The organism is Neglectibacter timonensis (assembly GCF_900048895.1).
Lineage (GTDB): Bacteria > Bacillota > Clostridia > Oscillospirales > Acutalibacteraceae > Acutalibacter > Acutalibacter timonensis.
The window spans coordinates 714,554-736,986 of sequence record NZ_LT160640.1; the positions used below are offsets into that span (position 1 = coordinate 714,554).

Annotated in this window: 22 protein-coding genes and 1 other RNA gene; 4 read left to right on the forward strand and 19 right to left on the reverse strand. The window is 46.2% G+C overall.

The window, feature by feature from the left end:
* Window positions 1-14: 14 nt before the first annotated feature.
* From BN3911_RS12260 to BN3911_RS12320, 13 genes are all read right to left on the reverse strand, one after another.
* The gene (locus tag BN3911_RS12260) at window positions 15-533 is read right to left on the reverse strand and encodes a hypothetical protein (protein ID WP_066866091.1); all 519 of its coding nucleotides are present in this window, start codon (window positions 531-533) and stop codon (window positions 15-17) included.
* Between the two features lie 23 nt (window positions 534-556).
* Window positions 557-1,387: an ADP-ribosylglycohydrolase family protein gene (locus tag BN3911_RS12265; protein WP_066866093.1), complete on the reverse strand. Its 831-nt coding sequence runs from the start codon at window positions 1,385-1,387 to the stop codon at window positions 557-559.
* Between the two features lie 150 nt (window positions 1,388-1,537).
* Window positions 1,538-3,988 (reverse strand): ATP-dependent Clp protease ATP-binding subunit, encoded by a 2,451-nt coding sequence (locus BN3911_RS12270; RefSeq protein WP_066866095.1) that lies wholly within the window; start codon window positions 3,986-3,988, stop codon window positions 1,538-1,540.
* 6 nt (window positions 3,989-3,994) lie between these two features.
* On the reverse strand, window positions 3,995-5,035 hold the full coding sequence (locus tag BN3911_RS12275; protein ID WP_242871126.1) for a protein arginine kinase: 1,041 nt from the start codon (window positions 5,033-5,035) through the stop codon (window positions 3,995-3,997).
* Window positions 5,028-5,543 (reverse strand): UvrB/UvrC motif-containing protein, encoded by a 516-nt coding sequence (locus tag BN3911_RS12280; protein WP_066866097.1) that lies wholly within the window; start codon window positions 5,541-5,543, stop codon window positions 5,028-5,030. Before BN3911_RS12280 ends, BN3911_RS12275 begins: the two co-directional genes overlap by 8 nt.
* A 58-nt stretch (window positions 5,544-5,601) precedes the next feature.
* Window positions 5,602-6,054: a CtsR family transcriptional regulator gene (locus tag BN3911_RS12285; protein WP_066866099.1), complete on the reverse strand. Its 453-nt coding sequence runs from the start codon at window positions 6,052-6,054 to the stop codon at window positions 5,602-5,604.
* 511 nt (window positions 6,055-6,565) lie between these two features.
* Complete coding sequence (locus BN3911_RS12290; protein ID WP_066866101.1) at window positions 6,566-6,817, reverse strand: TIGR03905 family TSCPD domain-containing protein; 252 nt, start codon at window positions 6,815-6,817, stop codon at window positions 6,566-6,568.
* A gap of 19 nt (window positions 6,818-6,836) precedes the next feature.
* A complete protein-coding gene (locus BN3911_RS12295) occupies window positions 6,837-7,667 on the reverse strand; it encodes a PHP domain-containing protein (RefSeq protein ID WP_066866103.1) in 831 nt (276 codons plus the stop codon).
* A 1-nt stretch (window position 7,668) separates the two neighbouring features.
* Window positions 7,669-8,454, reverse strand: coding sequence for an ABC transporter permease family protein (locus BN3911_RS12300; RefSeq protein ID WP_147578596.1), 786 nt, complete (start codon window positions 8,452-8,454; stop codon window positions 7,669-7,671).
* Between the two features lie 40 nt (window positions 8,455-8,494).
* Complete coding sequence (locus BN3911_RS12305) at window positions 8,495-9,514, reverse strand: ABC transporter ATP-binding protein (RefSeq protein WP_066866107.1); 1,020 nt, start codon at window positions 9,512-9,514, stop codon at window positions 8,495-8,497.
* A 22-nt stretch (window positions 9,515-9,536) separates the two neighbouring features.
* A complete protein-coding gene (locus BN3911_RS12310) occupies window positions 9,537-10,130 on the reverse strand; it encodes a hydrolase (protein ID WP_372496227.1) in 594 nt (197 codons plus the stop codon).
* Window positions 10,131-10,348: 218 nt separating this feature from the next.
* A complete protein-coding gene (locus BN3911_RS12315) occupies window positions 10,349-11,191 on the reverse strand; it encodes a sugar phosphate isomerase/epimerase family protein (RefSeq protein WP_066866109.1) in 843 nt (280 codons plus the stop codon).
* 32 nt (window positions 11,192-11,223) lie between these two features.
* Complete coding sequence (locus BN3911_RS12320) at window positions 11,224-12,276, reverse strand: Gfo/Idh/MocA family protein (RefSeq protein ID WP_066866111.1); 1,053 nt, start codon at window positions 12,274-12,276, stop codon at window positions 11,224-11,226.
* A 225-nt stretch (window positions 12,277-12,501) separates the two neighbouring features.
* Between BN3911_RS12320 and BN3911_RS12325 the strand changes: the two genes are divergently transcribed.
* Window positions 12,502-13,215 (forward strand): nitroreductase family protein, encoded by a 714-nt coding sequence (locus tag BN3911_RS12325; protein WP_066866113.1) that lies wholly within the window; start codon window positions 12,502-12,504, stop codon window positions 13,213-13,215.
* 197 nt (window positions 13,216-13,412) lie between these two features.
* Here BN3911_RS12325 and BN3911_RS12330 read toward each other — a convergent pair whose 3' ends face one another.
* The 3 genes from BN3911_RS12330 to BN3911_RS12340 all read right to left on the reverse strand — a co-directional run bounded on the left by BN3911_RS12330 (window position 13,413) and on the right by BN3911_RS12340 (window position 15,907).
* On the reverse strand, window positions 13,413-14,012 hold the full coding sequence (locus BN3911_RS12330; protein ID WP_066866115.1) for a transposase: 600 nt from the start codon (window positions 14,010-14,012) through the stop codon (window positions 13,413-13,415).
* Between the two features lie 118 nt (window positions 14,013-14,130).
* The gene (locus tag BN3911_RS12335) at window positions 14,131-14,862 is read right to left on the reverse strand and encodes a uracil-DNA glycosylase family protein (RefSeq protein ID WP_066866117.1); all 732 of its coding nucleotides are present in this window, start codon (window positions 14,860-14,862) and stop codon (window positions 14,131-14,133) included.
* A complete protein-coding gene (locus BN3911_RS12340; protein ID WP_066866119.1) occupies window positions 14,849-15,907 on the reverse strand; it encodes a helix-turn-helix transcriptional regulator in 1,059 nt (352 codons plus the stop codon). Before BN3911_RS12340 ends, BN3911_RS12335 begins: the two co-directional genes overlap by 14 nt.
* A gap of 101 nt (window positions 15,908-16,008) precedes the next feature.
* On the opposite strand from BN3911_RS12340, the gene BN3911_RS12345 reads away from it, so the two are divergent.
* On the forward strand, window positions 16,009-17,007 hold the full coding sequence (locus BN3911_RS12345; RefSeq protein ID WP_066866121.1) for a hypothetical protein: 999 nt from the start codon (window positions 16,009-16,011) through the stop codon (window positions 17,005-17,007).
* A gap of 298 nt (window positions 17,008-17,305) precedes the next feature.
* Here the strand turns inward: BN3911_RS12345 and rnpB are convergent.
* From rnpB to BN3911_RS12360, 3 genes are all read right to left on the reverse strand, one after another.
* Window positions 17,306-17,652, reverse strand: an RNA gene (rnpB, locus tag BN3911_RS12350) — RNase P RNA component class A.
* A gap of 240 nt (window positions 17,653-17,892) precedes the next feature.
* Window positions 17,893-18,969 carry a hypothetical protein gene (locus BN3911_RS12355; RefSeq protein WP_066866123.1) on the reverse strand — a complete coding sequence of 359 codons (1,077 nt, stop codon included), beginning with the start codon at window positions 18,967-18,969 and terminating at the stop codon, window positions 17,893-17,895.
* Between the two features lie 225 nt (window positions 18,970-19,194).
* The gene (locus BN3911_RS12360; RefSeq protein WP_066866126.1) at window positions 19,195-20,652 is read right to left on the reverse strand and encodes a nicotinate phosphoribosyltransferase; all 1,458 of its coding nucleotides are present in this window, start codon (window positions 20,650-20,652) and stop codon (window positions 19,195-19,197) included.
* A gap of 358 nt (window positions 20,653-21,010) precedes the next feature.
* On the opposite strand from BN3911_RS12360, the gene BN3911_RS12365 reads away from it, so the two are divergent.
* Together BN3911_RS12365 and ytvI are read left to right on the forward strand one after the other, a co-directional pair.
* On the forward strand, window positions 21,011-21,184 hold the full coding sequence (locus BN3911_RS12365) for a hypothetical protein (protein WP_338086370.1): 174 nt from the start codon (window positions 21,011-21,013) through the stop codon (window positions 21,182-21,184).
* 148 nt (window positions 21,185-21,332) lie between these two features.
* On the forward strand, window positions 21,333-22,424 hold the full coding sequence (gene ytvI, locus BN3911_RS12370; RefSeq protein ID WP_066866128.1) for a sporulation integral membrane protein YtvI: 1,092 nt from the start codon (window positions 21,333-21,335) through the stop codon (window positions 22,422-22,424).
* Window positions 22,425-22,433 lie beyond the last annotated feature (9 nt).

Genomic DNA, 22,433 nt, shown 5'->3' on the forward strand with positions numbered 1-22,433 from the left:
TTATCTTGCTAGACCTATTTCCTAAATTTTTGTTTCAGCCAACCAAAAAAACCGCCGTCTACCGAGGCTGCAGGCAAAAGCTGATAATGTTTCAGCCAAACTGGATTGATCTTTTCCAAAACCACCTGTGGGGACTTATATGCAGAAACCTTCTTTTGCTGTTTCAGATTTGCAATAATTTCCGCCAGCCTGCGATCTGAAACTTCTTCACATCCAGGCAGCAAAGAACGATAGTTTCCCGGCTTCGTAAATTTATAGGCGTACAGAAAGTCTGCCCATTCCGAAAATTCCGTCAGGCGCACAAATTTATCTGGCACATCTAAAATCAGCTTGACCGAACCTGACACCTTCCCAAAAGTTTTTTTCTTCTTTCCTTTTACAACGCCAAAGATGGGACACTCACATTTAAGCCCCAACATATCGATCAACGCTGCATATTCACCTCTTAACGTAAGATTTGGCTTAGCCCGGTAAATTTCTCCAGACTTCAGGATTCTTAACACATATTTAGACTGATAGGTTTCAACAATCATAGTTCAGAAAACCTTTCTCTCGTTCAATTTTCTATCTCTTGCTTCATCTTTTCTGGAAAAGCAACATCTGATTTTGTTGCCCAATCATACAGAAATGTATCAAAAACACCGTGGTCATCCGGTTTAATCAGAAAACGCCTCAACAGCGCTTCTTCTTCCAACCCAGTACCTCCATAATATGCATCCGCCATTCCACCTGCAATACACGCCACGGTATCGGTATCACACTTTACACTGAACACATTGCGGATGCAGCTTTCCCAATCTTCACTTTCCAAAAAGCAACGGATAGCAAGGGGCATAGTCCCCATAGCCGTGACATCAAACTTTCCAAAAGGCCGGTAAAACATCAATGGCTTGCGAACTGTATAACCATACTCTTTCCTGAGATAGCCTGCAATCTCTTTTTTAGATGCGCCAGTCCGGGCCATAAAGACGGCTGCAGCCGTAGCCATGGCGGCTTTTTGACCCTGCACATGATTATGCGTGCACAGAGAACTTATGCGGGCCTGCTCCTCTACTTCCTCCAGGGTGTCAAAATACTGGCCGATAAAACTTACACGCATCGCAGAACCATTGCCATAGCTGTTGTATCCCTTTTCCGAATGGGCGTTGAGCCAGTTCTTAAACATAGTGCCATATCCTACCCAGGAATACTTTCTTCCAAATTTCCCATATGCCCGCGCATACGGAACACCTTTCAAAATCGCATATTTGGTGGCAACCGTCAGTACAGTGTCATCTGTGAAGGTGCTCATCCCCCCAAACAAATCCACTGTTCTCCAGTCGAAATTCTTCGGTCTGCTGAATTCAAACCGCGACCCCGCGATATCGCCCAAAATTGCGCCGTACATAGTATTCCTCCGTTTTGCCCAGAGCTTCTAGAAAATCATATCATATTCTTTTATTTATTTCCATATTTCTATCCAAAACAATCTAAAATATTTCTAAAAAAGAAAGCCGTCTACAGGATTTTCTCCTGAGACAGCCCTCTCTTTCAAGATTTAGACCTCTGTAAAAACAAATTTCCCTTCGTCGTACGTGCAACGGTACCCTTTATTGGCCGCGATCACCCCTTCCAGCATTCTTTCCGAGACCGCATCCTCAATCTGATTTTGAATCACCCTGCGCAAAGGTCTGGCGCCATAGAGAGGATCGTATCCCTGTTCCGCCACCGCGGCAACAGCTTCCGGTGTGAACTCCATGCCGATTTCCATATCGCAGAGTTTTTTCCGAAGGGTATCAAGCATTTTCCCTGCGATTTGAGAGGTATCCTCCTTGGTAAGCTTGTGGAACACGATGATGTCGTCCACCCTGTTCAAAAATTCCGGCTTGAACAGGTTCTTAAGTTCTGCCATCACCAATTCCTTGGTTTTCTCGAAGTCGGCATTTTCACTGTTCGCTTTTTCCGAAAAACCCAAGCTCTTCTGTTTTTCCGTGATGAGCCTTGCCCCCACATTGGAGGTCATAATGATCACTGTATTCTTGAAGTCCACAGTCTTTCCCTGGGAATCGGTGACACGGCCATCCTCCAAAATCTGAAGCAGAATGTTGAACACATCGGGATGCGCTTTTTCGATTTCATCGAAAAGTACTACAGAATAAGGCTTCCTGCGGACAGCTTCGGTCAACTGTCCGCCTTCATCGAAGCCTACATATCCGGGAGGTGAACCTACCAGACGGGACACCGTGTGTTTTTCCATATATTCGGACATGTCAAAGCGCACCATTGCCTTTTCATCCCCGAACATGGCCTCTGCCAAAGCCTTGCAGAGTTCAGTCTTTCCTACGCCCGTGGGACCCAGAAAGATGAAGGAACCGATAGGCCTGTTTTTGTCCTTCAGTCCTACCCTGCCTCGGCGAATAGCCTTCGCAATTGCAGTAACCGCTTCCTCCTGGCCTATAACACGCTTGTGAAGTGTGTCTTCAAGCCGAAGAAGTCTCTGGCTTTCTTCCTCCGTCAGCTGTGAAACAGGGATTCCCGTCCACATCGCTACAATATCGGCAATATCATTTGGCGTTACAACACTATTGGTTCTCTCGTTCTTAGCACTCCATTCATCCTTTGCGTGCTCAAGCTGTTCCTGAAGCTCCTTCTGCCTGTCACGCAGAGACGCTGCCCGTTCAAAATCCTGAGAGTTGACTGCCGCCGCCTTGTCAATTTCGATTTCCTTGATTTTTTTCTCCAAATCCTGTAGATTATCCGGGGCGGTGAAGGTGCGCAGACGCACCCGGGACGCCGCCTCATCAATCAGGTCAATGGCCTTGTCTGGCAAATAACGATCGGAAATATACCGGGAGGAAAGCTTTACCGCAGACTCTATGGATTCTTCTGTGATCTGCACTTTGTGGTGCGCTTCATACCGATCCTTCAGCCCTTTTAAGATACTGATTGCCTCTTCCTCACTGGGTTCTCCCACAGTCACCGGCTGGAATCTCCGCTCCAGCGCCGCGTCCTTTTCAATATGCTTCCGGTATTCGCTGATCGTCGTCGCGCCGATCACCTGAAAATCGCCTCTGGCCAAGGCTGGCTTCAAAATGTTGGCCGCATCGGTAGAACCTTCAGCAGAACCCGCGCCAATGATGGTGTGCAGCTCATCGATAAACAGAATAATATTCCCATCTGCTTTCACTTCGTCGATGGCGCTTTTGATCCGCTCTTCAAAGTCTCCCCGATATTTAGTACCGGCTACCATACCCGTCAGATCCAGGGATACCAGTTTTTTGTTCTTCAACAGCTCCGGCACATCGCCCGAGTGGATCTTTAATGCAAGTCCTTCTGCGACTGCAGTTTTACCGACGCCAGGCTCACCAATGAGAACCGGGTTATTTTTCGTCCGTCTGGAAAGGATCTGAATCACCCGTTCAATCTCATTTTGGCGCCCGATCACAGGATCAATTTTTCCCTGAGCAGCCAGTTGTGTCAAATCACGTCCAAACTGCTCCAACGCCTTTCCACTGCCCTTACTCTGCTCTCCCGTACCGGCGGCATCGCCGTTTCCGCCGGAAAAAGATGTGTTGTTCAGAACACTGGAGAGCTCAGATATAATCCTATTGGGATCCACACCCAACAATTGCAGAAAACGCATTGCATAACTCTGCCCATCCTCCAGAATGGCAATCAGCAGATGCTCGGTCCCTACGTAAGAAGTATGCAGCCTTGCGCCCGCCATAGCGGCCACCTGCAAAATCCTTTTTGTCCTCGGGGTAAAATCGTCCGCATTCAGTACAGTAGGAGAGCCGGAACCGATTTTTTCCCGGATCATCTTTTCAAAGTCCTCCGCGGTAACTCCCAACTTATTGAGCACCGTGCCGGCGACGCCTGTCCCTTCCTTTAGCAGCCCCAACAGGAGATGTTCGCTGCCGATATAATCATGCCCCAGCTCTTGTGCGGAGGTGATTGCCAAATTCAAAGCACTGTTTGCTTTCTCGGTAAAGCCGTTAAAACGATACATCGATCATCACTCCTTTATTTTTGCGCAGATTTCGCGTGTCAACGTTGCACGCAGAATATCTCTTTCATTCTGATCCATAGACCGGCCTTCTCTGGCCATTAAGGTGGCGGGCTGAACCCGTACGCTCAGTGTGTTGAGTTCTTCTTCCCTGACGCCATGCAGTATGCCAGTTGAAAGCCCGAAGCGAAGGTAGGAAAGCAGTTCCATAAATTCATTGGCAGACAGCAGCTTGGCGCTTTTCATTACACCTGCCGCACGGTCAATTTTGTCCTGCAGGACGATGCTTGCACTCATTTCCTTCCTGGCCCTACGCTCTTCTTCAATCAATTGTGAGGCAATCGCATTTAAATTAGCCACTGCTTCTGTTTCACTTAGTCCCAGCGTGATTTGATTGGACAGCTGGTACAAGCCCCCTACTACCTGCGTTCCTTCTCCATAGGTTCCCCGCAGGGTTAGCCCTAACTTGGAAAGATTATTGGAAATTCTGGACATTGCCCCGTTCTCTATCAAGGCGGGAAGATGCAGCATCACGGAGGCCCGCATCCCGGTTCCGAGATTTGTAGGACACTGCGTCAAAAATCCGAATTCAGAATCAAACGCAAAGTCCAGGCTTTCTCCTAACAGCGTATCGATACGATCCGCCATCTCTGCTGCACCTTTCAGAGACAGACCTTCCCTCAAAATCTGAATCCGCAGATGATCCTCCTCATTAATCATGATTGAAACACTCTCATCCGCGGAAATAAGAATTGCTTTTCCCCGCCGGTCCGATATAAATTCCGGACTGACAATATGTCTTTCTACCAGGGAAACAGCTTCCTCTTCCGTTAGATTTTCCAAAGGGAGATAGGAAAATGTATCAGCCAAGATGCTATTTCCAGAAAGAAGCGCTTCCCGTATCTTGGCGGCAATCTCTTCCTTCTGTTTTCCAGACGCATGGGCGGGAAAAGGATAGGAACGCAGGTTCCTTGCCAGACGGACACGTGTGCTGCATACCACGTCACTGCAGTCTCCAACCTTTTCATACCATTTCTCTATCCTAGCCATTTTGCTCCATCTCCTTAATTTCGTCCCTCAGAACAGCCGCAGTTTCAAAGTCCTGTGCTTCCACTGCCTTTTTCAGCAACCGACGTTTTTCCTCCACAGGCGCTTCCCGTACAGGCATGATCTTGTTATTTAAATCTGCAATTCGAAGAGCAGATCCTCCTGGAACCTTTCCTTTGTGCTGTGTGGTACCGTGAATTCGTTGAATGACAGGCGCCAACTTCCGGCGGAAAATCTCGTAGCAATGTGCGCAGCCAATTTTGCCCGTTTTAGAGATTTCTTCAAAACTGGCTCCGCATTTCTCACACCGCAGAATCTCTTCTTCCTGTATGGTTGTTCCCAATAAGCCGCCCAGCATATTGCCGAAGCTGAAACTCCAGTCTTGAAAGATATTGCCGTACCCCTTCATTTTTGCGCAATCCGCGCAGAGATGGTACTGCGTAAGCTTCCCATTGACAATTGTCTTAATATGTGTTGTCGCCGTCTTTTTTCCACAGGATTGGCAAAGCATCTGATATCCATCCTTTCATATTTCCTGAATACTGTTGCCTAAGAAAACTTTCAAAGATTTAGGTTTTGACCACCAAAAGCATATTTTTATAAATAGAAGCACGCACTGCATCCCTGAATTCTCTGGGAATCAAGGAAAGGCTTTTGTCAGAAGCCGCTGCCTGAAGCAATGAAGCAGCTTCAGAATCAATAACGCCGTTTTGCAGCATATTTTCTGTCATAGCTCTTGCTGTTCCTCCATCCAACGAATCTCCGACTGCGTTAATAATATGCATCACTACATCCGACTTAGAAAGCTGACGTCTTGTGATTCTGATATAACCTCCACCGCCCCGGCGGCTTTCGACATGATACCCCTGTTCCGGCGTAAACCGGGAAGTTATGACGTAATTGATCTGACTTGGAACACATCCCAAGACATTGGCCAATTCGTTCCGTTGGATTTCTGCCGTTCCGTCCGCTTCATTGAGAAGCTGCATAATGTATTTTGCCACACTGTCACTGATTCTCATTGTTCTCGCCTCTAATTTGTCTTTGACTTTCTTTGACTTTCTTTGACTTTTATTATATCAATTTTAGAACTCCTGTCAAGGTCAATAAAAGTCAAAATAACTATTTTAAATTGAATTAGATTAAATTAGCTCCCAATTTCTTTCAATAGCTCACCTATTCAACTGTTTTCTTTTCATTTTAAATCCTCGAACCTTTTTGGTGCTCCGCCATAAGATAGAGTGTAAATGAAAGGAGGCGTTCTTCATGTGTGGTAACGGAGGTTGTTCTTGGATCATCATCATTCTGATTCTCCTCTGCTGCTGTGGCGGCTGTGGTTTCGGTGGCTGCGGCAATGGCTGCGGCAACGATTGTGGTTGCAATGGCTGTGGCAACTGCGGAGGCTGTGGTTGCTAAGTAACGCAACTGCGTAAAGAGCGCATTCTGCTGCAGAATATCTTGCTGAATGCCAAAAAGGCCGGCGCTGTTTTTAAAACAGCGCCGGCCACTCTTTTTTATACTATAATAATTTTATTAGTCCGGCTTAAGCGCCTCAGCCAGAGCTTTAGCAAGTTGATCCGGACAAGAGGTCTGCTTAAAGCCGCAGCGGATTCCTTTGCACCGCTCAATATAATCCTGCACCTTCATGCCCTTCGCCAACGCGGCAACCCCTTGTGTATTCCCGCTACAGCCGCCGGTAAATTGAACCGATTGAATGGTGTCGCCCTCTACTATGATATCAATTTTTCTGGAACAGACCCCTTTGGGTGTATAATGAATTTCCATCTATTTACCTCTCCCGTCTTTATGATATTTTTTTCTTTTTCAGTAATTCAAATTGATTTTCAGGCGTCAAATAGGAACCTAAAGGCAGACAGGCAGTCGTATAACATCCATGAAAATCTGTACCGCCCGTCATCGGAAGCTGATATTTTTGACAGCAGTTTAGAATCGCCTGAAGGTCCTCATCGCTGTTTCGGGGATGAAACCCTTCAATTCCTTCAAGCAACCCTTTTTCACACAGCTCCTGCATCAGATCTATACTTTCATATTCACTGGGATGTGCCAATACGGCGGCTCCACCTGCACTGTGAATCTCCTCAATCACATCAAAAACATCGGGATATTCAATACGGGTATAAGCCAAACCGTATTTGGGATGAAACAACTTTTTAAATGTATTTCCAAAAATTTCATCCGTATATCCGGCATCCATCAATGCCTGCATGACATGCTGTTTAAATATGTTGGTTGAACCGTGAGCCCTGGTAAGTATCATCGTCATCGGCATCGGATAGATATGGAGCACCTTTTGGATCGATATGGACATTGCCGCCCGTCTGTTCTCTGTAATTTTTCGTAGAAGCCCTTCCAAACGCCCCGCATTCTTCGGGTAGTAGCAAAGTAAATGCGCCCGTTTACCACGGGAATGATCCAACGTGGAAATTTCCACGCCTGGAACTACGGTTACACCTGCTCTTTTCCCCAAAACCACCGCTCTGACACTGCCGGCAAAAGTATCATGATCCGTCACTGCCAAGGTTTCGATTTGCCTGAGCTTAGCAAGATCTATGAGTTCTCCGATACCAGTAGAACCATCCGACATTTTTGTGTGACAATGCAAATCGATATTCATTTTAATCCTCCAAAGGCCGTTCAAGAAGCCGTTCTGCATAAAAACGCCTTGCCGATACATTAAACATCACGACCGATGCCACTGCAAGCAAAACGGAAAGTATGAGCAAAAAAACGGCATTTATTTTGATAATACCGGTAAACTGAACTAGGAAAAGAATCACAAAAGGCAGGATAAGATATCCCATCGTCTGCAAGGATTCGCCGGTACTGTGAACACGGGAGATAACAAGGCTTACAAATATTACGGAGAAAAAAGCCAGCGCAGGCATGAGGAAAAGCAGCAAAATGAGCCATTTCCAATTAAAAAAGAAAGGCGCGCCAAGAATGATGTCCGCTACGGAAACTGTAATGGCGAACGCTAAAAACGACAGCAGCGAAATCACGACGGAGAGCAGACTGCAGCTGGAAACTTTGGAATTGAACACAGACTTGGCATCCATAGAAGAGAGTAATACCGTTTCCAACGTTCCCTCTTCTTTTTCTCCTAAAAACGCATAGGAAGCAGACGCAACCGAACAGATAACTGGAACTGTCAGGAAAAGCATGGGACAAAGCAGGGTGGTAAATGCGTCGAACCATATCTGACGGTATCCGAGTTCTGCAGAAGCTGATTCCAGCAAAGACTGAATCGCCTCCGGCACCTGTGCATCTTCTGTGACCGGAAGAAGGCTTGTGGCAGCTGAATAGACCAATGGGATTACCACCAACAGGATCACAGGCATCAGCATCAATAAGGCGCGAATTCCTTTGCGCTGCCAAATTGCGCCTAAATCTTTCTTTGCCATGACAATCTCGGCAGACGTAAAAAAGCTGTGCAGACTAAACTTATCCTTCTTCTGCTCCGCCCCCTCCCTCTTCCTCTGAGAGGAACTCCTCTGTGCTTTCACGCGTCGCGGAGGTGACGCCCTCTTCTGTCCGTTCTTCTCCAAACGTTTCTCCCCCATTCTTCATCCCGCCGTCCATATAGGCCTTATAAATTTCTTCCAGCGTAGGTTTTAGGAGTTTTGCTTCATAAACCCTTTTTCCCGAGGATACTGCTTCCGAAACCAGGCGCGGCATGTCGCTTTCCGCCTCGATATTCTTTTGCCAAAAGCCGTCCATCCAATAAAAACCATCAGGAGGATCTTCCTCTCCAGCAAAACGAAACGCCGCCCGGTACTTCAGCCCCGCAGCCTTCCGGAGACTCTCCAAATCCCCTTTCGCCAGCAAGGAACCCTGGCGCAAAATTGCAAATCCACTGCACAGCAATTGCGCATAGGCCAGGTTCCGGGTGCAGAGCAGAACTGTTACCCCTTCTTCCTCTCTCAAATAAGAAATCAGTTCTTGAGTTCTATCCATTGTCTCTTGATCGATTCCGCCGGCAGGTTCATCAATTAAAAGCACCTGGGGGCGGTGCATCAGCGCCCTCGCCAGAGAGGCCCTGCGCACCATACCTGTAGATAAATCCGACACTTTTTCCTCCCTGCCTTCCCAAATATCCAGCTTATGCATTAGAAAAGAGGAACGGTCGATTGCATCATTGCTGTCTATCCCATTGACAGCAGCAAAAAAATTCAAGTTTGCAGAAAGCGTCATCTGACCATAGAGACGTGCGGTCTCCAATACGGTACCAGAAACTGTATGAAGCCTTTCCGGCTCCACACCAGGCGAATAGCCCATAACTGTACATTCTCCCATAGTCGGCCTGCAAAGTCCGGAAAGCAGTCTGACCATAGTCGTTTTCCCGGATTGCTCCCCACCGACACATGCAAAAATACTTCCCTGCGGAATCTGAAGATTCAGTCCGCAAAGAGCTATCCTTTCTCCGTATTGCTTGGAAAGATCATAAGCAACAATGGCATCCATTTTTATACTAAACCTTCTTTTTTCAGTGTTTACGCGCTTCCGAGGTACCATGCTCCATTAAATAAGTGGCCTCCAAATCGGAGAGGTGAAGTTTCACCGCCAAAGGATACTTATCAAAGGCAGTGCTGATCGCGAAACTTCCCCCCTTAACGGATTCATCGAACCCGCCCATGTGCCATCGAACCGCCATAGCTTCCGAGGGCTTGAGCCGTACAAATCTTTCGATCAAGAATACGGATTTTTCCCCATGGCCGTAAGGAAACGCATCTTCCACTGAGTAATACGGCTTTTTCTCCCATGCGCCGGTTTCTTCGTTTTTCACATTTCGGGTCGATATCTTATAAAACTGGGCCTTACAAACATCATGAAGCAGGGCGCACAAAGCAAAGCTTTCTTCGCTGTCTCCCTCTTCAAAATACTTTCCACGCAAAACTTTGTAGACATTCAGACTGTGCATCACAAGGCCGAATTCACAGGCACAATGAAATTTTGTACTGGCCGGAGCTGTAAAAAAATCCGTAGTTGACAGCCATGACAGCAGGCGGTCTCCGCCCTCACGTGTTACATGCTCTTTATAAATATTGCAAAATTCCTCTTTATATAAATTCTCCATCATAACTCTCCCAATTCCGTTAGATTTATCCGGCCTTTCTAATCATAGCACAAGAAAGAGGCATTTTCAAACAGAAATGGACAGGAACCAGGCCCTGTCCACACAAATTCAAAGTATTTTTCATGAGGCTTTCATTTCACAGCTGTTCTTTCATAAAAACAGCTGCATCTTCGGAAATAGAATTCCGGAGACACAGCTGTTCACTTGGGCTGTTCTTGTTTCTATTTGGTCAGGTCCATCAGGAATTTGACTGCAGCGCCAATATCGCCTTCCGGATCGTCCCCCACTTCCCGTTCAATCGTAAGGAAGCCCTGATAGCCAATTTCATGGAGAGCTTTGAGATAATTGGGAAAATCTACATCTCCCTCACCCAAAGGCAGTTCAATATAGGAGGCGTCTCCCAGCATTTCCGCCTCTTCCAAACCGTAAAGCACCTCGGGTTCCACGTGATGCAGCCTGCGGCCGTCCTTTGCATGGGTATGCACAATATAATCCTTTAACGTATAAACCGCCTGAACCGGATCGTCACCAGTGACCATCACGAAATTAGCGGGATCTAAATTGACAGCCACACCGGTAGAGTGAAGTCCATCCAAAAACTCCTTGAGCACCACCGCCAATTCAGGGCCCGTTTCGATGGCAAAATGCGCCTTCAGCGTATCGGCATATTCGGCAAGCTTTCCACAAGCATCCTGCATAATTGCGTAGCGCGGATTTTCCTTTGCCGTAGGCACCACCCCAATATGGGTGGTGACAACATTGGTCTCCAAGTCCATCGCCAAATCCAAGATCCTTTTAGATTGTTCAATCAGCTGAGGATTCCATGCAGGGTCGCCAAAACCCTTTCCAAGATCCCCGCACAGTGCGGAAATGACAAGCCCATGATCTTTCACTGATCTCAAAAAATCCCGGCGGTTTTGCGCCGTCATGTTTTCCGGCGCCATTTCACCTTTCGTGGCATACACCTGAATCCCTTTGGCACCCAATTTTTCCGCTTTGTCCAAAGCTTCCGGAAACTCAGTACGGAAAGAATCCAGCATCACTCCGATAGAAAAAGGATACATCCTTCACCGCTCCTTTAAAATTCAGTATTAATTCAATCTAAGACAATTTCCCGGTGCTGATCCGCAGAGTCATAGATCGCCTGCATCATCTGGGCTGTAATAACTACCGTATCAATGTGGGAAGGCAGCTTTTTCCCAGTTTTTATGCAGTCAATAAAGGCATCAATTTCGTTTTGAAAATGATCCCGCATCTGGAACACAGGCTTGTATTCCACCAGCGCCCCATGCTCCGCCGTATACACAGTAAAGTCCTTTCCGTACTGCAGACGGATTCCGGCCTTATCCCCCATGAAATCGATATACTGTTCCGCTACGCCAATATTCTGCGCCCACGCCCCGTTTAAAGTGATCACCGGGCCAGAGGTACGAATCAATCCGGTGACGGAATCGTCAACGTCATAGATGCCGTTATAATCCGGAGGCCCCGCCCACATATCAGTATAAGCGTATTCCTCCATATTCTTTCCCAACTTACAGAAAGTCTCCCCAGTTACCGTACGAACTGCCGGATCACCGCAGCAGTACATGACAATATCCAAATAATGGACGCCCCAATCGATCAATGCGCCGCCTCCGGCAATCGCCTTCGTGGTAAACGCGCCCCCCAAGCCTGGAATGGAACGATGCGCCCGGAAACTCACATAGACATGATGGATATTTCCCAGTTTTCCACTGTCGATATATTTCTTGATGAGATTGACACTGTCATTAAACCGGTTAACTACGCCGATATTGAGGATTTTCCCTGTCTCGTGCTGAACTTTCTGCATTTCCAAAGCTTCTGCATAAGTTCTGGCAGCAGGTTTTTCACAAAGTACATGCTTACCTGCTCGAAGCGCGTCAATGGCAATCACAGGATGCACGTTGTTGGGGGTACAAACGGACACTGCAACTACTTCCGGATCTTTTAAAACCTCATGATAATCAGTAACTGCAACTCCGCAATCATATTTCTCAACGGCAGCCTGCGCACGTTCCGGAATGATATCGCAGAAATATTTGATTTCCGCCTCCGGATTGTTTAAATAAGAGGGAATATGTGCGGCATTGGCAATAGTACCGCAGCCGATGACAGCAACCTTCATCTTTATGACGCTCCTTCCTTTTCTAAAACCCTTCTTGAGTTCACCGTGATTATAGCACCAACCTTTATTCAGTGCAAGGAATTTGTTTCATTTTCTCATCAAACAGAGTTACTTTCCCGCTCTTTTCATTCTCTCTGCACAAACGTCCCCCTAGTTCTCTCATTTACATTCACCCCAACCCATGCTATACTACACTGTAAAGAAAAGATTAAGGGAGGCTTGTTTATGACGAATGAAACCATCGAATTACTGCTGAAAAGGAAATCCATGCGGGTTTTCGAGCAGAAACCCATTCCCGAAGACATTAAAGCGTCTATCCTTGCCGCAGCCATGCGTGCACCTACTGCAGGCAATTCTATGCTGTACTCCATTTTGGATATCACCGACCAGAAACTGAAGGATAAATTGGCAGAAACCTGTGATCACCAGCCTTTTATCGCATCTGCACCCATGGTATTTATTTTCCTGGCCGACTATCGCCGCTGGTTTCGCAAGTTCCAACAGGCGGGGTGCGAGGCCGTGCCTGCGCCGCGTCTCAGCGACCTGATTTTGGCAGAAAATGACGCAGTCATCGCCGCCCATACCGCCTGCGTTGCGGCAGACAGCTACGGGATAGGCTCCTGTTACATCGGAGACATCATCGAGCAATGGGAAACCCACCGCGATCTGTTCCATCTGCCCCAATATGTAGCGCCTGTCTCTATGCTCGTGTTTGGCTACCCCACCCAGCAACAGAAAGATAGGAAGCAGTTGACCAGATTTCCCAAAGAAATGATTGTATTCGAGAACGGATATCACGATCTGACAGACGAAGAACTGATGGAATATTATAATAACGACAAAGCCAAAGCTTTTTGTACACGGAAGTACACATCAGATTTTGCTCTGGAAATGGAACGCTCAGCCAAGGAAATTTTAAAAAACTGGATGGGCAAATAAACAGAGCCCGGGAAGGCCCGCTGATTCTTGTAGAAAACAGCAAGGGGCTGTGACGCAATGAAAAAGCGTCACAGCCCCTTTTAATGAAGAACGAGGTGGGATAAAATGTTGAAAACTTTTTGATAAATGTCGATTCAGCGGACAACAAAGCAAGGCATAGAGCCTTTTGTTTAAAACATTTTTAGATTTCCGAAGGTTTAAGCAATAAGTTTACCGTGAAGTTGGGAGCGAGTGCGGTTTTGCTGAATTTTGTTGTGGTATTTGTTGATGTTGCACCCCATGGCAACGATCAGAGTTTCGGTAAAAACATTTTTGTTGCCCCAGTGCAAAAATCGCTGGAACCCGTAATCCTGTTTCACAACGCCAAAAGCGCCCTCACTCTGGATGGAGCGGTTGCTGCGCAAAAGAATTCCCATCGGTGAAATGATACGCTCCAGAGATTGCTGCCTCTGCTCTATAAACCGTTTGGAACCTTGCATCTTGCGGTTGCCCTTTGCTCGGGTGCAGCTTTTCTTGTGAGGACAGCCGGTGCAGTCCTCACATTCGTAATAGGTGACTATACTTTCAAAATCGGACTTGCTCTTTCGTTTGCCCTCATACACAACGCGCAGCTTTTTGCTGCCTTGGCAAGTGTATTCATCAAGAATCTTATCGTAGAACATATTCTCTCGAAGTGCCATATTACTCTTGAATTTCTTGGTTTTTGAGCGCTCATAGTTTTGAGGCTTAATGTAGCATTGTGTTGTTTTCTTTTCAAAATAGGTGTAAATTTCCTCGATTCCGAGTATATGTGCCATAATTAGCACTGGTTAGTTGTTTTTTCATCAATCCAATTATACCAAAAAATGAGCCTTTTTGCACTACGCTGTAGCGCTTAAGGCTCGTTTTTTTAGGCTTTTTGTCACAGCACCTTCATTATTGTGCTGCTTGTAACGCTTGTTGATAACTTCCCATCAGTCCGTAATAGTTCATCATATCGGGAAACTGGTTTGATGGGTGCCAGTAGTCCAGCGCGATCAGGGGGTGACCGTTTAGCTCGCTTAAAAAGAAAAGGTCCGCTGAGAAAGTTTCAGGGCGGGCGTAGTCTTTGACTGTTTTACCCAGGATAATATTCAAACAGGAAATGGTATATCCGCAAACGATCATGGTGGGATCAATGAGTGTTATCTGTTCCAGAAGCTCTTTTTGATCGGTTTCCGCGTAGTGGCGGATGGCGTTCATCTTTGAGTTTTTTTTCCCTCCGCTTTTGCGGACATTCATCACCGCAATTTGATGGTAGATGGGATCGCCCCGTTTTATCCCCTTTTCCACTTTGCTGTAAGGAAAGACAGAGGTTGCTGTAGTGTGAAAAAGGCCCTGCGTCCATTCGCTAATGCGTTTCCAGGTTGTGTGCTTGCCAACGGATTCCTCTGCCAGCAGATAGGAAACCAAACTCCAGTCGGGGTCACCGGGATCGCTGTAAGCCTCTTTCAGGAGATAGAGAGGCCGTATCTGTTGGGAGAACCAAATATCAGGGCAAACCACACCGTCCCGGACAAAGATCTCTTCCCGGTGGTTGATTTCCTCACAGGGTTCTTTTTGCTTCCAGCACTCAAACAGCGCTTCGCTTTGCTGGCAATACCGTGCGGCTTTTTCAGTGGATGTCATGGGATACCTCCGTTTCGTATTTTTCCGCCGCCTCCCGCAGCGCCCGGCCCACCCTCTGGCGCAGGGCAGCGGGCTCCAGCACCTCTACGAAAGGCGCATACTGCAGCGCCCAGTAGAACATAGCCTCCTGGTTGACCTTTACCGTCACATCCAGGGTATCTTCCGTCTCGTGGGAATATTTCGCCGCCGGGCCGAACCAGTCCTCCAAGTCGTTGAGCAGGTGCTTCTGGACCCGGAATGTCACACGGACACTCTCCCCGGCAAAAAGGTAAGGGTGCTCCGCCATGTGCTGGGACAGGTGCAGCCCTTGTTCCAAGCCCTGCACCTGTTTGGAGTCCTTCACCGATGATTTCAACAGGCGGATGTCCGAAATCCTGTCCACCCGGTAGTGGGATACATTGGAATGGGGCTCCGTGTTGGCAATGAGATAGTACCGGCCATTGGCCGCCACCAGTTGGTAGGGGTTGACCACATACTCCTTGGGCTTTCCCGACCCGTCCAATTTAGGGTGGAATTGATGGTCCGTCCCTGCCTGACAGTAGTGAAAGCTGACCTGCCGGCCTTTTTCCATGGCCTCGTCCAGCAGGTCGATGGTGTAGAACAGCTGGCGGTTGTCCAGCCGGTTGTGGGGCAGGGCGGCGATGTGCTTCACCCTGGCCTGGAAGTACCGGCTGGAAAGTCCTTCCAGCTTTTCCGCCAATTCCCGGCACTGGCTGTAGGGAATGTGCTTGGAGAACAGCAGACTGTCAATGAGGAGCCGCAGTTCTCCATCAGTGAATTCCCGATTCAGGTACCAGTCGGTAAGGAGGGGTTCTTCCTCACCGTCGGACTTTACCCGTACCGACTGGCTGCACCCCACGTCATAACCCAAGTCGATCAGATCCAAGAGGTTTCGGCGGATGGACTTCCGGTCTGCCTTCATGTCATACTCCCGCTCCAAAATCTCTCCGATCTCTTTTTGAGAGAGCTGGTGGTCCTCATCGGTGTAGCGCTTAAGAATGTCCAAAATGTGAAAGATCAGGAACTTTTTCGGTTGGGTGTTCATGGGATCACCTCCTGGTTCCATGGTATCAGGACTGGTGGGGAAAAAATTGGACACAAATGGGAGTATCCTTATTATAACACCAGAAAAGGAGCGTGTCACTAATGAATGTGTATGAATGGGTAGAGAGCCCGGATGTCCGGGAGCACTTAGAGAAAATCCACTATGAATTCACCTTGCCGGTAGCGTTCTATGTGGTGAGGGCAAACCAGCAGAGGGCTTTAGAGGAGAAGATCGCGGCGTGGGAGGAACTGCTTGCCACCATGCCGGACTGTCCTTTTTCGTTCGAATCTAAATCTGGGGAAAAGATTGAAATCGACAGTTTTCACAGGTCAGCTCGAAAATATATAGAAGAACTGCGGAACTTGCTGGAGGATGTTTGCCGGAAGGATGAGAAAGGGGTATATAAGGTCGCGGCTCCTCAGCGTTATAAGGAAGGAAAAGGGGTGGCCCTGTCGGAATTTTTAGAAGAGAACTGGAAGGAATTCAAGGGGAAGAGCATTTTACCGTCTGCAAAAATATGGAAAGGAAAACGGAAATGTCTGTTCTTCTATGTGAATCCCCAAAAACAAGTGATAACTATCGGCAACGATCATCCCTTACAACAATACTGGGTGCCATTGCCCACCCCCTTCCGTCGCGGGGATATTTTGGATATAGGCTTATCTACTCCGGTTGTGTTGGAGTATATTGGCAGTTGGAGCGAGGATGAGTTGTTGGAAAATGGTTTGTCCCCCAAAATATTTGATGAGGATGAGGACAAAACAACAGGAACGGCCTATAGTCTGTTCAAAGAGAAAAGTGAGGACACGCCCAATATGATAGAAGATATTCTTGTCTGCCCCCTGAGGCTGCGCTATTACCGCAAGCCACTGGAGGAGAGCGAAACGCTGCTGTTGGCAGTGAGCAACTATCTGAAAGGAAATCTAACTCTGGACCAGATGTGCATGGCCTATCATGTCCTGGCCAAGGAGTGGGAAGCCCGGGCTTTGCGAAAGGATTTCGGGGAGCTCTATGATGAGGATGTTGTCTGCGCCGCCGGGCTAGAGAAACTTGGGTTTGAGGAAGGCTGGGAAGATAATGAAGAAATATGGAAAGAATAACGACGTCCAAGAGAAATGATTGATATGGAGTTTTTTGCAAGGGCCGGGAGTGATCCCGGTCTTTCAGCTTGTCGAAAAAGGTCGTTTCGCCAAGCTGGGCAATTTTGCGAGGAACTTTGCAGTAATGAAGGTAGCCATTTGCGTGCAAAGCGGGAGAGGGAAATGAATTCTATTTTTCCTGGAGGAACCCTGACGGTTCCCGCAGAACCCTGGTTCTGTCCACTCCCTTCCTCCCCCCGAGTTTTTCACCAATAGGGTTTATCGACAGACGAAAAGGACGCCGAAAGGCGTCCTTTTTCATGTGACCAGGTCTATAAGCCGAGTTCTGTCTTGAACAGTCATCTATCTTGGCCGGGCGTTGCCGCCAGGCTCACGCCACCTCCACGGAACGCGCAGGGCTACGCTTGATGTTCCTCCACGGTGTTGCTCCGAATAGGGTTTACAGGGCCGTGCAGTCTCCTGCACGCCGGTGAGCTCTTACCTCGCCTTTCCACCCTTACCGGGAAAATCCCGGCGGTATTTCTCTGTTGCACTATCCCTAGGGTCGCCCCCGGCGGCGGTTAGCCGTTATTCTTGCCCTGAGGAGCTCGGACTTTCCTCAGACGCGCACTTTCGCACTGCGCCCGCAACTGTCCGGCCTGCTCACATGTTTTTATTTTACGGGACTTCTGCAATTTTGTCAATCCATAGAATATCGAACTTGCATCGCATGAAAAAGGCAATGCTGAAAACGGGATATCTATCTGCCTATCCCTATCGTACCCGGTTGCAAAAAAACAAAACTATTCCTCGGGGTTTCCCCTGTAGACGCTGCCATTGGAAAGAAAGAAAATGCGCCGGAACAGATACGCCCGATAAATTGCATTAAAAATCTATATGCCTTACTTAATTACGTATTTCTGTTCCTTTTAAATATTCTACATACTGTTGTATTTCTTTTTCTGTAGAATCATATGGAATTATATTTATAAACCCTTCTCTACATAAAATTTTGTAATACCCATACTCACTTTGCCCCTTTTCATATACCTCAGAATTTATGCTTTTCCCCAAAGCAATGTAATTATCAATATGCAATTTTTCGCATATTTTTTTATTGATTACTGTTGGATTTATCAATGCTGTCTGAATATATCCCATAGAATATATATTTTCAAGTTTTAAATCGTTGCGTGCATCCATAGAAATTAAAACCAAAGCGTCTATATTACTATCTAATAATTTTTCATATACTCCTCTTGAACGATTAAATAAATATGCAAAAAACTCTTCAAATGAAGTTGAGGCATTTATAAAAAGTACGCCTACATTAAAAGGAATATATCCAGATAAATTTACTCCTCTACATTTATTGATTATTCTCTTTATGTTTTGTCCTGTTTGATAATAATATGTGCTTGCTTGTAAAATAATGGCATCTGAATCTTGTTTTAATTTCTCTGAATTTCTCAAATCAGGAAACAACGGTTTAATAAGTTTCTGCCCATCAATAATTTTTAATCCGCTTTCTTTTATAAAAGGGTCACAGGTAAGGGTTTTCACTTCTGAATTTACTATATATTCCTTATTTGAATCTATATCTCTCAGTAAAAATGAATATTCAAACTTTTTCCCATTATCATAAATGGAAATACTTTCATCAAAAATCTGTTGTAACATATCTACTGAGTTAGTCTTAATAAGTCCAATATATAAATAGTAGAACCATACTACTTCACTGATGCTCTGATTATACTTAATATATGAGAATACACCACCTTCTATTGATTTGCATTTTTTAAGAAATGATTTCACAATATCATCTTTGTTAGTAAGTGCCTTTATTAATATAATCAGTTCTAATATCATAGACTCAGGTGTATTCGGGTAATTATTGAATGGATGATTTGAAGGATAATTCAATTTCTCAAGCTCACATTTTACAAACGCAACAGCATTTGTATATACTTTTTCTGTATTCAAAATTTCTACCTCCAGTTTTCCTTATGATACTGGTTATTACTAATGCAATTATTATACATCAGAACAAGTCCTGATTCCAATGGTAAGTATAGAAAAGGACGCCAAGAAAAGTATTTCTACCTTCCTTGGCGTCTTTTCCTAAACAACACCTGCAATGGCTAGTCTTATGACGTGTTTTTAATTACTTTCTTATGAAGCGTTAGCAAAAAGCGCATCTTTCTTTTTTCAATAAGTCTTTTCCGAAAGCATGCGGTTCTTTTCATCCCAAAGCCTTTGAGAAAGATCCACATAGTAATTATGAGGATTTTCAAAGCGGGTAACCTCTTCCCAAAGAGTATCCACCTGCGCCATGCAGTAGGCACGGATCGCTCCCAGCGCCCTGGGCGTATAAACACATTCCCCGCCCTTAAAAATTTGCGTCAGCAACGGCACTGCCCGGAAATTTTCCACCGTCTTCCGTTTCCAGATATGATCCGGGTCAAAAATCGTATAGGGCTTCTCATCCTCAATCACCTCGTCATGCATGGTGATGACATCCGCAATCGCCTTATCGGTTTCCCGATCAAAAAGTCGCCAGACATTTTTAAAACACGGTGTGGTAATCTTTGTCACGTTTTCACTGATTTTTATCTTCGGAATCAGGCTGCCGTCCGCCCTCTCGACAGCGGCAAGCTTATACACGCCGCCGAATACCGGTTCTGATGACGAAGTGATCAGGCGCTCGCCAACCCCAAAAGAATCCACCTTTGCCCCCTGCATCAGCATATCCCGGATGATATACTCATCCAACGAGTTGGATGCACAGATTTTGCAATCCTCAAATCCAGCCTCGTCCAGCATCCTTCTGGCTTTTCTGGAAAGGTAGGTGATATCGCCGCTGTCGATGCGTATGCCTGCCGGACGGAAGCCTTGGGGTACCAGCACCTCGTTGAACACTTTGATTGCATTGGGAACACCCGATTTTAAAACATTGTAGGTATCCACCAAAAGCACACAATTGCCAGGGTACTCCGTAGCATAGGCTTTGAACGCCTCATACTCGCTGTCGAAAAGCTGCACCCAGCTGTGGGCCATCGTACCCAGCGCCGGCACACCAAAAAGCTGGTCGCTGATTGTACATGCAGTACCCGCACATCCGCCAATATAGGCGGCACGGGCGCCGTAAACCGCCCCGTCAAACCCCTGCGCTCTGCGGGAGCCGAATTCCATTACGGCCCTTCCCTGCGCTGCACGGACAATACGATTGGTTTTTGTGGCAATGAGGCTCTGATGATTGATGCAGAGCAGAACCATTGTTTCAATAAACTGAGCTTGAATAGCCGGTCCGCGTACCGTTATAATTGGCTCTCCCGGAAAGATAGGGGTGCCTTCCGGCACAGCCCACACGTCACAGCAAAATTTGAAGTTCTTCAGATACTCCAGGAATTCCGCGTTAAAAATATTCTTGGATCGCAGATAGTCGATATCTTCCTCTGTAAACCGAAGCTCGGAAAGGTATTCCACCAGCTGTTCAACACCAGCCATAATGGCAAACCCGCCGTCATCCGGAACCTTTCGGAAAAACATGTCAAAATAACAGATTCGATCCTTGAACTCATTGGCAAAATACCCATTCGCCATGGTAAGCTCATAAAAATCGGTCAACATGGTGAGATTCTTTTCTCCATAAAAACTCTTACTCATTTTTAAATCTCTTTTCTTCCGAATTTTTCAGCAGCCCGTTCCGCGCCAGCCTGTAGAATCCTTCTTATTATATCAATTTTCAGTAAAAAGTACAGCTCTATTTTGCACTTGCAAGCTCTAAAGAAACACTGATCTTTTTAAAATAATTTGTATATTTTCCAAATGCATCCATAAAATATTCGGGAAAACAGATTGATTTTTTCCCATTTTTCTTTATAATATATAATAAAGGTTTAAAATGGATTTATAATTATTATATAGAAATCCGAGGTGGATGGCCATGAGATTGAGAAGCCAGCCCTTAGGCAATAAAAACTTGATTGGTGCCCGGGTAGAAGCTGCACGAAAGAGCCAGGGCATGAAACAGAAGGAACTCCTTGCTCAGCTTCAGGTACGGGGGGTAGACCTGAATGCTTCTGGCCTCTCCAAATTAGAAGGTCAGATCCGTTTTGTGACTGATTTTGAACTTCTGGCTTTGTCCGATATTTTAGGCGTCTCAGTAGTATGGCTTTTAACCGGCGAAGATAAATAGTGTTACTGCAAAGGGTTCCGCTTTGAAGCGGAACCCTTTTTCTATTCCCAGCGTGTATAAAAACCATCCTTATCAATACTATAATGTTAGGAGTGATGGATTTTACCAATCCACAATAACTATAGGCTGCTCCCGGAAGGCGGAAATCATGTTTCAAAAAAGTGAAATCAAACGAATCCTGCCATTGCTGCTATTTTTTCTATGTTATACGCTTTTGTTTATCATTTGGGTTAAAACTTTCTTTTATACTTTGCCTTTCCTGCTAGGTTTAATCCTTGCAATTCTCATTCAGCCATTTATTGGCTTTCTGGAAAAGAAGCTGCATTTTCCCCGTACTGTAGCCTCTCTAGCTGTTACCCTTGTTGTCCTCACAGCAGTATTTGCAGCCATTGCTTTTTTAGGATTTTTTGCCATCAAGGAGATAGCATCCTTCCTTATCACAGTTTCCAGCGGAAATTTTACTGGGTTCTCCGAACCTGTCACACATTTTTTGAACCGTATTGGAGAATTTCTCGGCCAGTTCAATATCGATTTTGTAAACAGTAATAAACAGGAACTTTTGGAGCTGGTCCAAAACAGTATGGATCTCATTGCGGCATGCTTGAGTACGGTGTTGTCAGTAGTCACGTCACTTCCCACGGTAATCACGCTGTGCATTGTGCTGATCTTCTCTACCTTCTTCCTCGCCAGAGATCTGAAGCAGCTGCAGGCATGGGTGAAATCCATCATCAGTGCAAGCGCTGTATTTCACCTGAAAAGCGCTGCAGAAAACAGCAGCGGCACAGGAAGAAAATATATGCTTTCCTACCTTTTAATCTACTTTATCACCTTTTGCGAAACCTATGTCATTCTCACCATTCTTGGAATCCCCTACCCGTTGACCATCAGTCTGATTACTGCCGTTGCCGATCTTCTTCCAATTCTTGGTCCCGGAATTGTTTTTACCCCTCTGGCTATCTATCAGCTTCTGATCGGCGCCTATTCCCGGGGAATAGGCCTTCTTATCGGCTGGCTGATTATCACCTGTATTCGTCAAATCATCGAACCAAAGCTGGTATCTTCAACGGCGAAAGTACATCCGCTGGGAATGCTCTGCGCCATATATTTTTCCTTGGTTTCAGGAAGCATTTGGGTCTTATTCTACGTGATGGGGCTTCTTATACTTTATTCAGCGTTCAAAGAAACAGGGGCTCTTCCCTCGCTTACCCACAATAACAAGAACACCCGGTCTGAATTCTGATTTCAGACC

What these genes read in the sequence shown, in the direction of transcription:
- BN3911_RS12325 (WP_066866113.1), top strand. Translation starts at nt 12,502, where the DNA reads ATGACGAATGAAACCATCGAATTACTGCTGAAAAGGAAATCCATGCGG.
- BN3911_RS12275 (WP_242871126.1), bottom strand. Translation starts at nt 5,035, where the DNA reads ATGGCTAGGATAGAGAAATGGTATGAAAAGGTTGGAGACTGCAGTGAC.
- BN3911_RS12310 (WP_372496227.1), bottom strand. Translation starts at nt 10,130, where the DNA reads ATGATGGAGAATTTATATAAAGAGGAATTTTGCAATATTTATAAAGAG.
- BN3911_RS12295 (WP_066866103.1), bottom strand. Translation starts at nt 7,667, where the DNA reads ATGAATATCGATTTGCATTGTCACACAAAAATGTCGGATGGTTCTACT.
- BN3911_RS12315 (WP_066866109.1), bottom strand. Translation starts at nt 11,191, where the DNA reads ATGTATCCTTTTTCTATCGGAGTGATGCTGGATTCTTTCCGTACTGAG.
- BN3911_RS12345 (WP_066866121.1), top strand. Translation starts at nt 16,009, where the DNA reads ATGAATGTGTATGAATGGGTAGAGAGCCCGGATGTCCGGGAGCACTTA.
- BN3911_RS12280 (WP_066866097.1), bottom strand. Translation starts at nt 5,543, where the DNA reads ATGCTTTGCCAATCCTGTGGAAAAAAGACGGCGACAACACATATTAAG.
- BN3911_RS12330 (WP_066866115.1), bottom strand. Translation starts at nt 14,012, where the DNA reads ATGGCACATATACTCGGAATCGAGGAAATTTACACCTATTTTGAAAAG.
- BN3911_RS12260 (WP_066866091.1), bottom strand. Translation starts at nt 533, where the DNA reads ATGATTGTTGAAACCTATCAGTCTAAATATGTGTTAAGAATCCTGAAG.
- BN3911_RS12300 (WP_147578596.1), bottom strand. Translation starts at nt 8,454, where the DNA reads ATGGCAAAGAAAGATTTAGGCGCAATTTGGCAGCGCAAAGGAATTCGC.
- BN3911_RS12270 (WP_066866095.1), bottom strand. Translation starts at nt 3,988, where the DNA reads ATGTATCGTTTTAACGGCTTTACCGAGAAAGCAAACAGTGCTTTGAAT.
- BN3911_RS12290 (WP_066866101.1), bottom strand. Translation starts at nt 6,817, where the DNA reads ATGGAAATTCATTATACACCCAAAGGGGTCTGTTCCAGAAAAATTGAT.
- BN3911_RS12360 (WP_066866126.1), bottom strand. Translation starts at nt 20,652, where the DNA reads ATGAGTAAGAGTTTTTATGGAGAAAAGAATCTCACCATGTTGACCGAT.
- BN3911_RS12365 (WP_338086370.1), top strand. Translation starts at nt 21,011, where the DNA reads ATGAAACAGAAGGAACTCCTTGCTCAGCTTCAGGTACGGGGGGTAGAC.
- BN3911_RS12320 (WP_066866111.1), bottom strand. Translation starts at nt 12,276, where the DNA reads ATGAAGGTTGCTGTCATCGGCTGCGGTACTATTGCCAATGCCGCACAT.
- BN3911_RS12340 (WP_066866119.1), bottom strand. Translation starts at nt 15,907, where the DNA reads ATGAACACCCAACCGAAAAAGTTCCTGATCTTTCACATTTTGGACATT.
- BN3911_RS12305 (WP_066866107.1), bottom strand. Translation starts at nt 9,514, where the DNA reads ATGGATGCCATTGTTGCTTATGATCTTTCCAAGCAATACGGAGAAAGG.
- BN3911_RS12285 (WP_066866099.1), bottom strand. Translation starts at nt 6,054, where the DNA reads ATGAGAATCAGTGACAGTGTGGCAAAATACATTATGCAGCTTCTCAAT.
- BN3911_RS12265 (WP_066866093.1), bottom strand. Translation starts at nt 1,387, where the DNA reads ATGTACGGCGCAATTTTGGGCGATATCGCGGGGTCGCGGTTTGAATTC.
- BN3911_RS12335 (WP_066866117.1), bottom strand. Translation starts at nt 14,862, where the DNA reads ATGACATCCACTGAAAAAGCCGCACGGTATTGCCAGCAAAGCGAAGCG.
- ytvI (WP_066866128.1), top strand. Translation starts at nt 21,333, where the DNA reads ATGTTTCAAAAAAGTGAAATCAAACGAATCCTGCCATTGCTGCTATTT.